The organism is Aeromonas sp. ASNIH7 (assembly GCF_002903485.1).
Lineage (GTDB): Bacteria > Pseudomonadota > Gammaproteobacteria > Enterobacterales > Aeromonadaceae > Aeromonas > Aeromonas caviae.
Genome location: NZ_CP026226.1, coordinates 3,333,436 through 3,347,442, shown reverse-complemented (window position 1 = coordinate 3,347,442; position 14,007 = coordinate 3,333,436). Strand labels below are relative to the sequence as shown.

General features: G+C 62.6%; 14 protein-coding genes. 11 read left to right on the top strand and 3 right to left on the bottom strand.

All coding sequences use genetic code 11. The features are described from left to right. Positions 1-27: 27 nt before the first annotated feature. The 6 genes from C2U47_RS15765 to frdD all read left to right on the top strand — a co-directional run bounded on the left by C2U47_RS15765 (position 28) and on the right by frdD (position 6,651). Positions 28-705 carry a glycerophosphodiester phosphodiesterase gene (locus tag C2U47_RS15765; protein ID WP_010673808.1) on the top strand — a complete coding sequence of 226 codons (678 nt, stop codon included), beginning with the start codon at positions 28-30 and terminating at the stop codon, positions 703-705. A 156-nt stretch (positions 706-861) separates the two neighbouring features. Then, positions 862-2,739 (top strand): methyl-accepting chemotaxis protein, encoded by a 1,878-nt coding sequence (locus C2U47_RS15760; RefSeq protein ID WP_010673807.1) that lies wholly within the window; start codon positions 862-864, stop codon positions 2,737-2,739. Positions 2,740-3,255: 516 nt separating this feature from the next. Further along, on the top strand, positions 3,256-5,040 hold the full coding sequence (gene frdA / locus C2U47_RS15755) for a fumarate reductase (quinol) flavoprotein subunit (protein WP_010673806.1): 1,785 nt from the start codon (positions 3,256-3,258) through the stop codon (positions 5,038-5,040). Then, positions 5,033-5,767, top strand: coding sequence for a succinate dehydrogenase/fumarate reductase iron-sulfur subunit (locus C2U47_RS15750; protein ID WP_010673805.1), 735 nt, complete (start codon positions 5,033-5,035; stop codon positions 5,765-5,767). The genes frdA and C2U47_RS15750 overlap by 8 nt, the downstream gene beginning before the upstream one ends. 16 nt (positions 5,768-5,783) lie before the next feature. Further along, positions 5,784-6,182 carry a hypothetical protein gene (locus C2U47_RS15745; protein WP_010673804.1) on the top strand — a complete coding sequence of 133 codons (399 nt, stop codon included), beginning with the start codon at positions 5,784-5,786 and terminating at the stop codon, positions 6,180-6,182. 112 nt (positions 6,183-6,294) lie between these two features. Beyond that, complete coding sequence (frdD, locus tag C2U47_RS15740; RefSeq protein ID WP_010673803.1) at positions 6,295-6,651, top strand: fumarate reductase subunit FrdD; 357 nt, start codon at positions 6,295-6,297, stop codon at positions 6,649-6,651. Between the two features lie 146 nt (positions 6,652-6,797). On the opposite strand, the gene C2U47_RS15735 is transcribed toward frdD, so the two are convergent. After that, positions 6,798-7,496, bottom strand: a complete 699-nt coding sequence (locus tag C2U47_RS15735; protein ID WP_010673802.1) for a DAPG hydrolase family protein — start codon at positions 7,494-7,496, stop codon at positions 6,798-6,800. Between the two features lie 93 nt (positions 7,497-7,589). Between C2U47_RS15735 and C2U47_RS15730 the strand changes: the two genes are divergently transcribed. After that, on the top strand, positions 7,590-8,231 hold the full coding sequence (locus tag C2U47_RS15730) for a TetR/AcrR family transcriptional regulator (protein WP_010673801.1): 642 nt from the start codon (positions 7,590-7,592) through the stop codon (positions 8,229-8,231). Positions 8,232-8,241: 10 nt separating this feature from the next. Here the strand turns inward: C2U47_RS15730 and C2U47_RS15725 are convergent, their stop codons facing one another. Both C2U47_RS15725 and C2U47_RS15720 read right to left on the bottom strand, forming a co-directional pair. Beyond that, positions 8,242-9,462: a winged helix-turn-helix domain-containing protein gene (locus C2U47_RS15725; RefSeq protein WP_010673800.1), complete on the bottom strand. Its 1,221-nt coding sequence runs from the start codon at positions 9,460-9,462 to the stop codon at positions 8,242-8,244. A gap of 74 nt (positions 9,463-9,536) precedes the next feature. Beyond that, entirely contained in the window at positions 9,537-10,178 is a 642-nt protein-coding gene (locus C2U47_RS15720) for a class I SAM-dependent methyltransferase (RefSeq protein WP_010673799.1), read from the bottom strand. A 187-nt stretch (positions 10,179-10,365) separates the two neighbouring features. Here C2U47_RS15720 and C2U47_RS15715 point away from each other — a divergent pair, with 187 nt between their 5' ends. From C2U47_RS15715 to C2U47_RS15700, 4 genes are read left to right on the top strand one after another with little or no spacing between them, the layout of a single operon-like run. Next, positions 10,366-11,031: a thermostable hemolysin gene (locus C2U47_RS15715; protein ID WP_010673798.1), complete on the top strand. Its 666-nt coding sequence runs from the start codon at positions 10,366-10,368 to the stop codon at positions 11,029-11,031. After that, positions 11,028-12,509, top strand: coding sequence for an AMP-binding protein (locus tag C2U47_RS15710; RefSeq protein WP_010673797.1), 1,482 nt, complete (start codon positions 11,028-11,030; stop codon positions 12,507-12,509). The genes C2U47_RS15715 and C2U47_RS15710 overlap by 4 nt, the downstream gene beginning before the upstream one ends. Further along, positions 12,506-13,162 carry a TenA family transcriptional regulator gene (locus tag C2U47_RS15705; RefSeq protein ID WP_010673796.1) on the top strand — a complete coding sequence of 219 codons (657 nt, stop codon included), beginning with the start codon at positions 12,506-12,508 and terminating at the stop codon, positions 13,160-13,162. Before C2U47_RS15710 ends, C2U47_RS15705 begins: the two co-directional genes overlap by 4 nt. Next, entirely contained in the window at positions 13,159-14,007 is an 849-nt protein-coding gene (locus tag C2U47_RS15700) for an SDR family oxidoreductase (RefSeq protein ID WP_010673795.1), read from the top strand. The genes C2U47_RS15705 and C2U47_RS15700 overlap by 4 nt, the downstream gene beginning before the upstream one ends.

Below are 14,007 nucleotides of genomic sequence, written 5' to 3'. Positions count from 1 at the left end.
CCCCCAAAGACGACAACAGGAGCCATCATGCAGATCATTGCCCATCGCGGTGCCAGCGACCTGGCCCCGGAGAATACCCTCAAGGCGATGAGCCTGGCGCTGGATCTGGGTGCCAAAGCCATCGAGCTGGACGTGCAGTGGGCCGACGGAGAGCTCTGGGTCTTCCACGACCGGCGGCTCGAGCGCTGTACCAACGGCCAGGGTGTGCTGACCGGGCAATCCCGGGAGTACCTGGCGAGCCTGGATGCGGGGGACGGGGAGCGGATCCCGACCCTGTGGCAAGTGATGGCACTGGTGGCGGGGCGCTGCGAACTGCACATCGAGCTCAAGGGCGCCCACACCGCCGAGCCGGTGGCCGCCCTGACCAGGCGGGCCGAGGCCGAGCTTGGCTTTACCCAGGCGCACTGGATCGTTTCCTCCTTTCATCATCCCGAGCTGTTACGCTTCAAGGGACTGCGACCGGAAATCAGGATCGGCGCCCTCATGGCCAGCCTGCCCCTCGACGGCGCCGCCTTCGCCGAAACGCTGGGGGCCTGGTCACTGAACTGCGACGTGGATTTCGTCGACGAGACCCTGGTGGCGGATGCCCATCGCCGGGGGCTCAAGATCCTGGTCTATACAGTCGACGAAGTGAGTGATGGGAGCGCCCTCGCCAGCATGGGTGTCGATGGCATCTTCACCAACCGGCCAGATCGATTCAGCTGAGTATCGGCGCGGCCTGGCAGGCCACAAGGAGGTGAAAAGAATTGAAAAAATGCGGTGCACCGGGATACATAAAGTCCATAGCCAGCCGATACAGAGTTGGCTCATAACAATAACAAACACCATGGATCTCTGACTGACGCTCACAAGGATGTAAACATGAACCTATCCATCAAGAACAAGCTGGTCCTCTCCATCGGGGCCATCATTCTGGTCATCACCGGCCTGCAGGTCTGGTACAACACCTCCCAGTTGCGCAGTGAAACCCAGCGGCTGATCTGGAGCTTCATCGACGACAGCTCGGTCGCCAACGTCAAGGGGATCTCCCGCTGGCTCGACGCCCGCATCAATCTCGTCACCGCCACCAAGGAAGCCTTCGCCAAGGAAGACGAGCCCCTCAGCCACCTGGCCCAGTCCATGAATGCGGGCAACTTCGATCTCGTCTACGTGGGCACCAAGGATGGCCGGATGATCCAGAGCAAGCCGACCGATCTGCCGGCCGGCTATGATCCGCGCCAGCGCCCCTGGTACAAGGACGCCATGGCCGCCGGCAAGCTCGCCATCACGGCCCCCTATGCCGACATCACCACCGGCCAGCTCATCATCACCATCGCCGAGCCCTTCAGTCGCGGCAACACCGACGGCGTCATCGCCGGTGACGTCTCCATCGACGGTCTGGTGAAAGACGTGCTTGCCATGAACTCGGAAGGCACCTATGCCATTCTGGTGGACAGCAACGGCACCATCATCGCCCATCCGGACAAGGATCTGACCCTCAAACCCGCCACCGCCATCTCCCCGGAACTGACGGCAGCCAAGGTCAACGAGCTGGCCCATGACAACACCATCTCCGAGATGGATATCAGCGGCAAGGCGAGCGTGTTCGACCTCACCGAGATCCCCAACACCAACTGGTATTTCGGCATCGTGGTGGACGAAGCGGTCGCCTACCAGTCCGTCTCCCGCATGGTCACCTCCGCCCTCATCCAGGGATTGCTGACCATCCTCATCGTGGCGGGCTTCTCCTATGTCGCCATCAACGGCTCCCTGGCGCCGCTGAAAACCCTGGGCGAGGCCATTGCCGATCTCTCCCGCGGCAACGGCGATCTCACCCGTCGCATCAAGATCGAGCGTGAAGACGAGGTCGGTACCGTCGCCAAGCACGTCAACACCTTCATCGAGCGCATCCACGTTATGGTGCAGGACATCTCCAACTCCTCCACCCAGCTCAACCAGCAGGCCAGGTCTTCCCACGACATGGCGGAGAAATCCAACCAGGGGCTGGCCCGCCAGCAAAACGAGATCTCCCAGATTGCGACCGCAGTGCACGAGATGTCCGCCACCGCCGTCGAAGTGGCCAGCAACGCCGAGCAGACCGCGGAAGCGGCCCGCAGCTCCTCCAGCAGTTGCGAGCACGGCAAGCAGGTGATTGCCCGCAACCAGCGCTCCATCACGGATCTCGCCACCCAGGTCAAGCAGGCCTCCGGCATCATTCAGGAACTGGAGAAGAACGCCCAGGAGATCAACACCATCCTCTCCACCATCCAGGGCATCGCCGAGCAGACCAACCTGCTGGCGCTCAACGCCGCCATCGAGGCCGCCCGGGCTGGCGAGCAGGGACGCGGCTTTGCCGTGGTGGCCGACGAGGTGCGGGTGCTTTCCCAGCGCACCCACAGCTCCACCGTCGAGATCCGCAGCATGATCGAGACCCTGCAGCGCAACACCCAGGGCGCCGTCAGTACCATGCACGAGGGTCAGCTGCTGGCCCAGAACAGCGTGGAAGATGCCAACGATGCGACCCAGGCGCTGGAGCAGATCACCACCTCCATCAACCAGATCTCCGACATGGCGACCCAGATCTCCAGCGCCGCAGAGGAACAGCGTGCCGTCACCGACGAGGTGAGCCGCAACATTCAGGCGGTCAAGGATGTCTCGGACGAGCTGGCAGTGGATGCGGACAGCTCCCGCAATCTGTCGGCCCAGCTTAAAAATATTTCAGGTGAATTGAATAATCAGGTCGGCATGTTCCGCATCTGATCGACCATGGGAAGAAAGGGGCCGTTCAGGCCCCTTTTTTTTATAAACCCTTTTTGTTTCAACGGTTATAATCCCCTTTCGAGACCCTCAACCCTGTGATCGACATCTCCTTTTGCCCATGTGTGGGAGACGGGCCCAGTCTGTCATGGCTATATTCGCATTACTTTTTTGATGCCTAACCTCGATATGTCATCGTGATAATAGTTATCATTAAACTGTTTTGATAAAAAACTTAAAAACTTTATGGGCAATACCCAAAAAGAGAGGCATTTCTCATTTTTTTGAAAGAAAACTACGTATAATCTTGGAGTTAAAATCACCAGAGTAACGAGTACGGCTGATCCAGATCACTGATGGATGGCGATAATGACGGCATTTTCATCCAAGGAATGGGGTGGTTGTAATAAAAATCACCGTTGCCAAGCACTAAAACAAAGCAGTTTGACTTGCATCAAGCCTGAATTTTTTTCATAGAGCAAAATCGTGCCCAGCAAATCTATCCCTAAGGAGGCAGATGTGGATATTATCAAGACCGATGTTGCCATCATCGGTGCCGGTGGCGGTGGCCTGCGTGCCGCAATCGCCATTGCAGAAGCCCACCCGGAGCTGGAAATCGCCCTGATTTCCAAGGTCTATCCGATGCGCAGCCACACCGTGGCCGCCGAAGGTGGCGCCGCAGGCGTCGTCCGTGATGACGATTCCCTGGAAAACCACTTCAACGACACCGTCTCCGGTGGTGACTGGCTGTGTGAGCAGGACGTAGTCGAGTACTTCGTCAACAACGCCACCAACGAGATGATCCAGCTGGAGCACTGGGGTTGCCCCTGGAGCCGCAAACCGGACGGCAAGGCCAACGTGCGCCGTTTCGGCGGGATGAAGATCCCCCGCACCTGGTTCGCCGCCGACAAGTCCGGCTTCCACATCCTGCACACCCTGTTCCAAACCTCCATCAAGTACCCGACCATCAAGCGCTTCGACGAGCACTTCTGTCTGGATCTCATCGTGGAAGATGGCCGCGTCCAGGGTGTCGTCACCTTTGACATCCAGAACGGCATCACCCGCTTCATCCAGGCCAAGTCCGTGGTGCTGGCCACCGGCGGCGCAGGTCGTGTCTATCGCTACAACACCAACGGCGGCATCGTCACCGGTGACGGCATGGCCCTGGCCTACCGCCACGGCGTACCGCTGCGGGACATGGAGTTCGTCCAGTATCACCCGACCGGTCTGCCGGGCACCGGCATCCTGATGACCGAAGGTTGTCGTGGTGAGGGTGGCATCCTGCTCAACAAGGATGGCTATCGCTACCTGCAAGATTACGGTCTGGGCCCGGAAACTCCGGTCGGCCAGCCAAAGAACAAGCACATGGAGCTGGGTCCGCGCGACCGTCTCTCCCAGGCCTTCTGGCAGGAGCAGCAAAAAGGCCGCGTGATCCAGGGCCCCATGGGCGACGTGGTTCACCTCGACCTGCGCCACCTTGGCGAGAAGTACCTGAAAGAGCGTCTGCCCTTCATCTGCGAACTGGCCAAGGCCTATGTGGGTGTGGATCCGGTAAAAGAGCCGATTCCGGTACGTCCGACCGCCCACTACACCATGGGTGGCATCGAAACCGACGGCAAGTGCGCCACTCGTCTGGCCGGTCTCTATGCCGCTGGCGAATGTGCCTCCGTCGGTCTGCACGGCGCCAACCGTCTGGGTTCCAACTCCCTGTCCGAGATCGTGGTCTTCGGCAAGGTGGCCGGTGAGCAGGCAGCCGAGTTTGCCGCCACCCAGCAACACGGCAACACCCAGGCGCTGGTCGCCAAGGCCGAGGCGCTCATCAAGCAGCACCTCTCCCTGCTGGACATCGACGGCACCGAAAACCCGGCGGATATCCGCAACGAACTGGGCATGTCCATGGAAGCCGGTGTCGGTATCTACCGTACCGAAGAGCTGATGCAGGGCACCATCGACAAGATCAACGAGCTGAAAGCCCGTTACAAGAAGATCAAGATCAACGACAAGTCCTCGGTCTTCAACACCGACCTGCTGTACGCCATCGAGCTGGGCTACATGCTGGACGTGGCGGAAGCCATGGCGCACTCCGCCATCAACCGCAAAGAGTCCCGCGGTTCCCACCAGCGTCTGGACGGTTACGAGGAGCGCGATGACGTCAACTTCCTCAAGCACACTCTCTCCTTCTACAACGGCGAAGGGGCCCCGACCATCGACTATTCCGATGTGAAGATCACTAAATCCCAACCGGCCAAGCGCGTGTACGGTTCCGAGGGTGAGAAACAAGACGAGGCTAAGAAGAATGGCTGAGATGATCGAAATTGAAATCCTGCGCTACCGTCCCGAGCAGGATAACGAGCCCTGGATGCAGACCTTCCAGGTGCCCTACCTCAAAGAGATGTCCCTGCTGGATGCGCTGCAATACATCAAGGATCATCTGGACTCCACCTTGAGCTTCCGCTGGTCCTGCCGGATGGCGATCTGCGGCTCCTGCGGCATGATGGTCAACGGCATTCCGAAACTCGGTTGCAAGACCTTCCTGCGGGATTACCTGCCGGGCAAGATGACTATCGAACCGCTCAACAACTTCCCCATCGAGCGCGATCTGGTGGTCGACATGTCCGACTTCATCGAGAAGCTGGAGAGCATCAAGCCCTACATCATCCCGTCCGAGCCGCGCAACCTGTGCGATGGCGAGTACACCCAGACCCCAGCTGACATGGCGAAGTATCACCAGTTCTCCATGTGCATCAACTGCGGTCTGTGCTACGCGGCCTGCCCGCAATATGGCATCAACAAGAAGTTCACCGGTCCGGCGGCCCTGGCACTGGCCTATCGCTACAACGCCGACAATCGCGACAGCGCGTCCAGGGAGCGGATGAAGATCATCAGCCAGGACGAGGGCGTCTGGGGCTGTACCTTCGTGGGCTACTGCTCCGAAGTGTGCCCGAAAGGCGTGGATCCGGCCGCCGCCATCCAGCTTGGCAAGGTCGAGAGCGCCAAGGACTACATGATCGCCATGTTCAAGCCGGATTGAGACCAGGAGTGAGACCATGAACAACACTGAGAGCAAACGTAAGCCTTACGTGCGCGAGATGAAAAAAGACTGGTGGCTGAAGAATGCCTTCTACACCGGTTACATGATCCGCGAAGGCACCAGCATCTTCGTCTCCATCTACGCCGTCGTGCTGATGTGGGGTCTGCTGCGGCTGGTACAGGGTCAGGAGGCATTCAATGGCTGGCTGGAATCCCTGCAGAGCCCCATTGCCATCCTGTTCCACGTCATCGCCCTGGCAGCCTGCCTGTTCCACGCCAAGACCTGGTTCGCCCTGGCCCCGAAAGCCATGCGCATCTTCCGTGGCGAAGACCTGGTGCCGGAGAAGCCGATCGTCATCGCCCAGTATGTGGCGCTGGCGGCGGTATCCCTGCTTGTCCTGATCATCGTGGCCTGAGGGGAAAACAATGAGACGTTCTGACGAACCCGGTTATTGGTGTCTGTTTGGTACCGGGCTCTCACTCAGAAACGTTGGCCACGATCACTCAATCATGATTTGAGGAAAAAATATGAGACGTTCTGACGAGCCAATTTACTGGGGTCTGTTTGGTGCGGGTGGCATGGTGGTTGCCATGCTGCTGCCGGTCATTGTCCTCATCACAGGTCTGCTGGTGCCCATGGGCATCATGGACGTGGAGACCATGAGCTACGAGCGCGTGCTGGCATTCGCCAGCTCCTGGTGGGGTGCCTGCATCCTGCTGGTGATCATCGCCCTGCCCGTCTGGCACGGCATGCACCGCATCTACCACGGCCTGCATGATCTGGGGATCCACACCACCAAGCTGCACCACTATGTGTTCTATGGCTTCGCCTTCCTGGTGTCCGCCATCACCGTCGGTCTGCTGATGGTGCTGGTGCTCCAGTAAGCACATCCTGACTGCATAACAAACCGGGCCCAGTGCCCGGTTTTTTTATGACCATCTTCCGCGGCTCACGCCACAGCCCGATAGCCGGCATTCCCACTGGATGTGTCAAGGCACTCAGCCACATTCAGCGCCAACTGTCAGCCCCGTCACCAGAGCGTCGGCGCCGGTTCACGACCGTTTTCCGCGTAGTAGAGCGACGGCAGAAACTGCGCCAGATAGCTGAATTCGCTGTAGCAGTGGCGCATCAGGTTGAAACCTACCTCGTCCGGCACCTCGTCAAACGGGTTGGCGCAGGCTTTGCCCAGCAGGAAGCGGCTGCGCAGCACACAGCCGTATGGGGTATCGCGCGCCAGGTGCAGCATCTCGCCATCCAGCGGCGCACCATTGCCATCCAGAGCTACCTCGTCGCCAAAGCCGATACGGGCGCAGATGGCGGCAGAGAGAGCCTGCGTCTCCCGCGCCTCCTGTAGCGATTGCGGGGCGAACACCTCTTCGGCGCCGTGGAACTTGAGGCGAGCTGCCACCGGCGGCAGCTCGGCAAGCCACTCCACAGCCTCTATGCTGGCTCCCACGAAGCGCTCCCCTTTTTTCCAGTGATGATCCCAGCCCCGGTGCTCGACATGATCGTGGGGGTGCCACCACCTGATGTGCTGGGTCGTCTCGAAGAAGGTGAACCACCAATCCAGCATGCGCCCCTTGCAGCCGTGCAGATCGGTGCGGATGGCGACCGTCAGCAGGCCGTCGGTGCTGCGGGTCAGACCCATTTCCAGGCGAAGGGGTTGCGGGCTGAGCAACTCGTTGATGTCATTGACGCCCCAAGGGGCAAACAGGGCAGAAGGATGCATGATATGACTCCCATAAATTTAGGAAACGAAGTTCGTTTCTTAAATTACGCTATGCCTGTATGCTGGGTCTGTCAATGCTTTCCAGGAGCCCATATGTCGCACCCGAACGATGAAGAAACACGCTCACGAGGCCGTCCGGTCACCCCGGAAGCCGACCTTCGCGCCGCCCTTGCCGAAGCGACGCTGACCTTGTTGCTCAAGGGGGGTTACGGCGCCGCGACCGTGGATGCGGTGGCCAAAGAGGCGGGGGTCGCCAAGAAGACCCTCTACCGCTTCGCCGCCAACCGTGACGAGCTGGTGGCGCAGGCGGTGCGCAGCTGGACCGATGCCTTTCAACCGGCCTTCGAGCAGGATGCCGCCCACCCAGGCGCGCTGGGGGAGATGCTGGAGCAGGGCTTGCAGGCCATAGCGGGACAGGTGCTGAGCGCACCGGCGGTGGGCATGTTCCGGCTGCTGCAGCATGAGTTCGCGGGGCGGGATGCCCTGCTGGCGGCCTATCAGGAGAACGGCATTGCCCGCGGCAGGGCGACGCTGGCGGCGTGGTTGCAGCGCCAGCAACAACTGGGCTGGCTGCGGGAGCTGGACGCCGCCCAGACCAGCGATCTGCTGCTGGCGATGACCATGGCGGAGCCCCTGCGCCAGATGGCGCTCGGCTTGCTGGCGCCGGGCAGCGACATCCGCGAGCGCATCACCGCGGCCGTTACGCTGGTGCTGCCCGGCTTGATGCGAGGGTAGGCGTCCTTCCTCAGCATGCCACCTCCTGCCATTGAGCCAGCAAGGGAGCAGGAACGTTGCCATAACGCAGCAGCGGGGTCTGGTGCCACTCCGCCAGCTTCTGGATGGCCTTGCCCAGATCCTGGGCCAGGCTCTGGGTGATCCTGACCCCTTGCTCCAGATAGAGGCTCTTGACCTCAAACACCCCCTCCTTGCGATGGGCCTTGGCGTCCATCCTGCCCACCAGCTTGCCGCGATGCAGCAACGGCAGCACGAAATAACCGTACTGGCGCTTGGGGGCCGGGGTATAGCACTCGATGCGATAGTCAAAGCCAAACAACTCGCTGGCCCGCTTGCGATCCCACACCAGCGGGTCAAAGGGCGAGAGCACGGCGGTGTGGCTCGCCTTGAGGGTGCCCGCCTGGGCCCGGACCAGCTCATCGTCCAGGGAGGCGTGAACGAAGGCTCCGTGCTGCCACCCCTCCACTCGTACCGGCAACAGCTCCCCCTCATCCGCCAGCTGGTGGAGCAGGGCGTCGTATTTCCCCCGTTTAAGGCGATAGTAATCCGCCACCCAGCCGGTCTTGACCAGCCCCAGCGCCCGGCAACTGGCTCGCACCATGTCCCGCCGGGCGAGATCAGGACTCGGCAGATCCCGCTCGTCATTCCACTCCGGCATGACCCGCTCGGCGAGATCGTAGACCCGCTGGAAATTGCGCCGTTCGCGCACCATCAGCTGGCCTGCGGTAAACAGCACCTCCAGGTGGCGCTTCTCCGGCTTCCAGTCCCACCAGCCGTTGCCCTTGTCCCCCTTGCGCTCGAAGTCTGCCGCCCGCACCGGGCCATCCTGGCGAATGCGCTCCACTATCTGCGCTATCTCGCCGCCGTGGGTCTTGAGCCACTGGGCGGAGAACTTCCAGCCCATGGCGGCGGGATCCAGCATGCGATGGCGCAGCAGCCGGTAATCTTCCCGGGGGACGAAACAGGCCTCGTGGGCCCAGTATTCGAAGAGGTCACCATCGGCCAGCAGTTGTTCCAGCCAGCGCGGATCGTAGTGGCCGAGACGGCTGAACAGCACCAGATAGGGGCTGCGGGCCACCACGGAGATGGTGTCTATCTGCAGCAACGCCATGCGGCGAATGCAGGCGAGCAGGTCGGCGGGGGTTGCTCTGGCGCGGCGCGGGGTCAGCAGCCCCTGGGCCGCCAGTTGCAGGTGGCGAGCGTCTTGCAATGAGAGGTGGGGGATCGACATGGAGATAGGGGCATCCGTTCCTGGGTATCAGGCCACCAGCATGCCCAACTCATGGCCAAATGAAAACGCCCGGCTCAGGGTTTGGTGAACACCGCCACATCCGCATGAGGAAACTCGACCGCTGCTTGCCAGCGGACCGCCAGGGCACGGAACGAGGCCTCGGCGAAGAAGACGATGTGGGTGGGATCGTGGCGATAGCGCCAGGTCTTGAAGCGCTCGTCCCCCAGCACCCGCTGGGTCTGCAACACCAGCACCCCGCCGGGCTTGAGGCAGCCCCAGAGCGTGTCCAGCACGGCGCGGGGGGTGGCGATGTGCTCTATCACCTCGGTGCTGGTGATGAAGTCGTATTGCCTTGTCAGGCACTCGGGGTCGTCGGCATAGAACTTGTCGTAGCCCGCCATCTCGAAGCCCGCCTCCCGCCCCATGGCGACCAGCGCCGGGCCCGGGCCGCAGCCAAAATCGAGGCCGCTGGCAGGAGGCGACACCCGGGCCAGCACCTCGCCAAAGGCACGCATCAGAAAGGCCCGGTAGCGGGGATCGTCCACCCGGTTGTCGTGCCCGTCATAGACCGCCTTCTCGGCCCCCTCGTCCAGGTGGTCCGCCTCGTCCATCCAGACCAGCTCGCACGCCAGGCAGCGGTAATAGCCCTTGCCCGCCACCGGCAGGGCATGGTGCCGAGGGGAGAGACACAGGGGACAGTGAACAGGGGATGACATGGCAGCTCCTCGGGTGGCGACAGCGGGGCAGATTGCCTGCCACGCCCGCTGCTGGCAACTGTTTTGTCTGGTGCCCCCATCGACCCCCGTTCACCCCCCGCCAGTTTTTTTCGTCTTTTTTTGCGCCTTAAGGGTTTCTTAAGTTTGCCCTTTTACTCTCATCCCATCGCAAGAGAAGGAGCCAACCATGACCATCGAGATCCAAGCCCCCTACCGGTTGATCCTGGCCGAATCCCCGCAGCAGGTCATGGCGCTGCAAACCTATATCCAGGCCGCCTATACCCTCGAGTTCAACGCCCGCATTCCCCATTTCCAGCCCTGCCTGCTCGGGCTCTACCGGGCAGATGGCGTGCTGGTCGGTGCCTGCGGCCTCAACCAGGCCTGCCATGGCGAGCACGAGCAACCGCTCTATCTGGAGCAATATCTGGAGCAGCCTGTCGAGGCCGCCATCGAGACCCGCCTCGGGGTCCGTCCGGCCCGCCACCGCATCATCGAAGTGGGCAATCTTGCCTGCAGCGAACCGGGTCACGCCCGCCTGATGTTTGCCGCGCTGTGCCGTCTGCTGTGTGACAACGCCCTGGACTACGTGGTGTTCACCGGCACCGCCAAGCTGCGCAACAGCTTTACCCGCCTGCGTCTCAACCCGGTGGAGCTGGCACTCGCAGAGGCCCATCAGGTGGGAGAGGATGCCAGCGCCTGGGGCGAATACTACCGCTGCCAGCCCAAGGTGATGGCAGGCGACATCAACCAGGGGCGCGAGGTGCTCGCACAGAGCAGCCTGCTGCTCAACCTGCTGGGGCCCATGCCCCGCCTTTTTAACCATGCCGACATCGACAGGAGGTGCGCGCAATGACGCTGTTCGACACCATCGCCCACCATGCCAGCCAGACCCCGCGCCAGCCTGCGCTGCTAGGCAGCCAGGGTGAGCTGGATTACCAGAGCCTGTGGCAGCAGATCCAGCAACTGGCTGGCGTGCTGCAAGGGGCCGGCATCCGCCGCCTGGCCCTGCAACTCGACAACGGCCTGCCCTGGGCGCTGATCGATCTCGCCTGCACCTGGGCCGGCATCGTGGTCATCCCGGTTCCCCACTTCTTCAGTCCGGCGCAGCAGACGTGGCTGCTGGAAAGCAGCGGAGCAGACGCCCTGGTCGGCCCGGAGCACCAGGGGTGGCAAGCCGCCTCACCCCTCGTGCTCATGGCAGGCAGGCCCGATGAGCAGGCCGTGCCCCTGTGGCGCCGCATCCCGGCACGCCTCCCCGAGCTGCCTGCGGGCACCGCCAAGATCACCTATACCTCGGGCACCACGGGGCAACCCAAGGGCGTCTGCCTGTCGCTGGAACAGATGACGGCGGTCTGCGGATCCCTTGCCCTGCGGGTGGCCCCTGCCCGGGTTGAGAAACACCTGACCCTGCTGCCCCTCACCACCTTGCTGGAGAACCTGACCGGCTTGTATGTACCGCTGCTGACCGGCGCCTGCAGCCGCATCCCTTCCCTGGGGGAACTCGGCTTCTCGGGCTCCAGCAAGCTGGATCCTGCGGCCCTGGCCCAGGCACTGCTGCGCTGGCCCAGCCACAGCCTGGTGCTAGTACCCGAGTTGCTGCGCCTGCTGCTGGCCCTGTGCCTCAATACCCCTGCCCTGGCGACACAGCTCGGCACCCTGCGCTTCGTCGCCGTGGGCGGCGGCAAGGTCGCCCCCGAACTCATCGCTCACGCCCGTGCGGCGGGGCTGCCGGTCTACGAGGGATACGGTCTCTCCGAATGCGGCTCCGTGGTCGCCCTGAACGGCCCCCACGGGGATCGTCCCGGCAGCGTCGGCCTGCCCCTGCCCCACTGCCAGGTGACGATCGCCGCAGACGGCGAAGTCATGGTCAGCGGCAGCGCCATGCTGGGCTACCTGGGGGAAGAGGGCGAGACGGGCAGCCAGATCGCCACAGGGGATCTGGGTCGGATCGACGAGGAGGGCTATCTCCATATCACGGGGCGCAAGAAGAACGTGCAGATCACCGCCTTTGGCCGCAACTTCTCCCCGGAGTGGGTGGAAGCCCAGGCCCAGCTCTGCCCGGCCATCGCCCGCATCGTCATCTTCGGTGATGGTCAGCCCGCCAACGTGGCCCTTATCCAGCCGCTGCCGGGCAGCCAGTCCCAATTGCCAGAGCAGATTGCCCGGCTCAACCAGCAGTTGCCCGATTACGCCCGCATCCATCACTGGTTGCCGGTCGCCCTGGATCAGCTCCCTGGCCTCCTGACGGCCAACGGGCGCCCCCGTCGCAACGAGATTTATCACCATTTTTCCCGGCAGATCAGCCAATGCCTCACAGGAGAGACCTCATGAGCTTCTACCAGACCCTGCAACAAGCCACCGCCTGCGAGCGCGAACGCCTGTTCAACGCCCCCATCATCGAGGCCTGCCGCCGCGGCGACATCAGCCGTGACACCTACCTCGCCTTCCTGGCACAGGCCTACTACCACGTGCGCCACACGGTGCCGCTCCTGATGGCCACCGGCGGCAAACTGGGGCAGGAGTACGAATGGGTGCGTGGCGCCATCAGGGAGTACATTGACGAGGAGTACGGCCATCAGGAGTGGATCCTGAACGACATCCGTGCCTGCGGCGGTGATGCCGAGGCGGTACGCCACGGCCAGCCGGGCCTGCCCATCGAGCTGATGGTGGCCTTCCTCTACGACCAGATCCAGCGCGGCAATCCCATGGGCTTCTTCGGCATGGTGCAGGTGCTGGAAGGCACCAGCGTCGCCATCGCCCTGACCATTGCCGACCAGCTCAAGAGCGGCCTCGGCCTGCCCCCCCAGGCCATGAGTTACCTGAGCTCCCACGGTGCCCTGGATCAGGAGCACCTCAAATTCTTCGAGTCCCTGATGGACCGGGTGGAGAACCCCGCCGATCAGGCCGCCATCATTCACGCCGCCAAGGTGGTCTACCGCCTCTATGGCGACATGCTCTATCAGCTCACGGGATCCTGCCAATGAAGCTTGAAGGCAAACGCATACTGCTGACTGGCGCCAGTGGCGGCATTGGTGAAGCCCTGGCCCATGAACTGGCGGCCCAGGGTGCCCATCTGCTGCTGCACGGTCGTCGGGCCAGCGCCCTGGAGCGCCTGCGCCGGGAGCTGCCTCATCCGGATCGCCACCAGACGGTGACGGCCGATCTTGGCTCTCCCCATGAGCGGGCGCAGCTGCTGCAACATCCGGCCCTGGACGAGGGGCTGGACGTGCTCATCAACAGTGCGGGCTGCAACCAGTTCGCCTGGCTGGAAGATCAGAGCAGCGAGCAGGTGACACGCCAGTTGCTGCTCAACGTCGAGGCGCCCATCCAGCTCACCCGAGCCCTGCTGCCCCGGCTGCGCAAGCCCGCCATCATCATGAACATCGGCTCCAGCCTCGGGGCCATCGGTTTTGCCGGCTACAGCGTCTATTGCGCCAGCAAGTTCGCCATGCGCGGCTTCAGCGAGTCTCTGGGGAGGGAGCTGGAGGGAACCGGCATCAAGGTGCTGCACTTTGCCCCCCGCGCCACCCGCACCCTGCTCAACTCCGAGGCGGCCTATGCCATGAATGCCGAGCTCGGCACCCGGACCGACAGCCCACAGGACGTGGCCGAGGAGGCCGTCATCGCCCTGTGCAACGAGACACGCCGCCGCTGGCTCGGCTGGCCGGAAAAGCTCTTTGTGCGGCTCAACGGCCTGCTGCCCGCCTTGGTGGACATGGCCCTGGCCAAGCAGCGCCCGATCATCGAGCGCCACGCCCGCCGCACCGCCTCCCCAGCCCCCGATCACAGGAGCGATCCCGCCTGTGCGACAAACGAGAAGGAACATTGA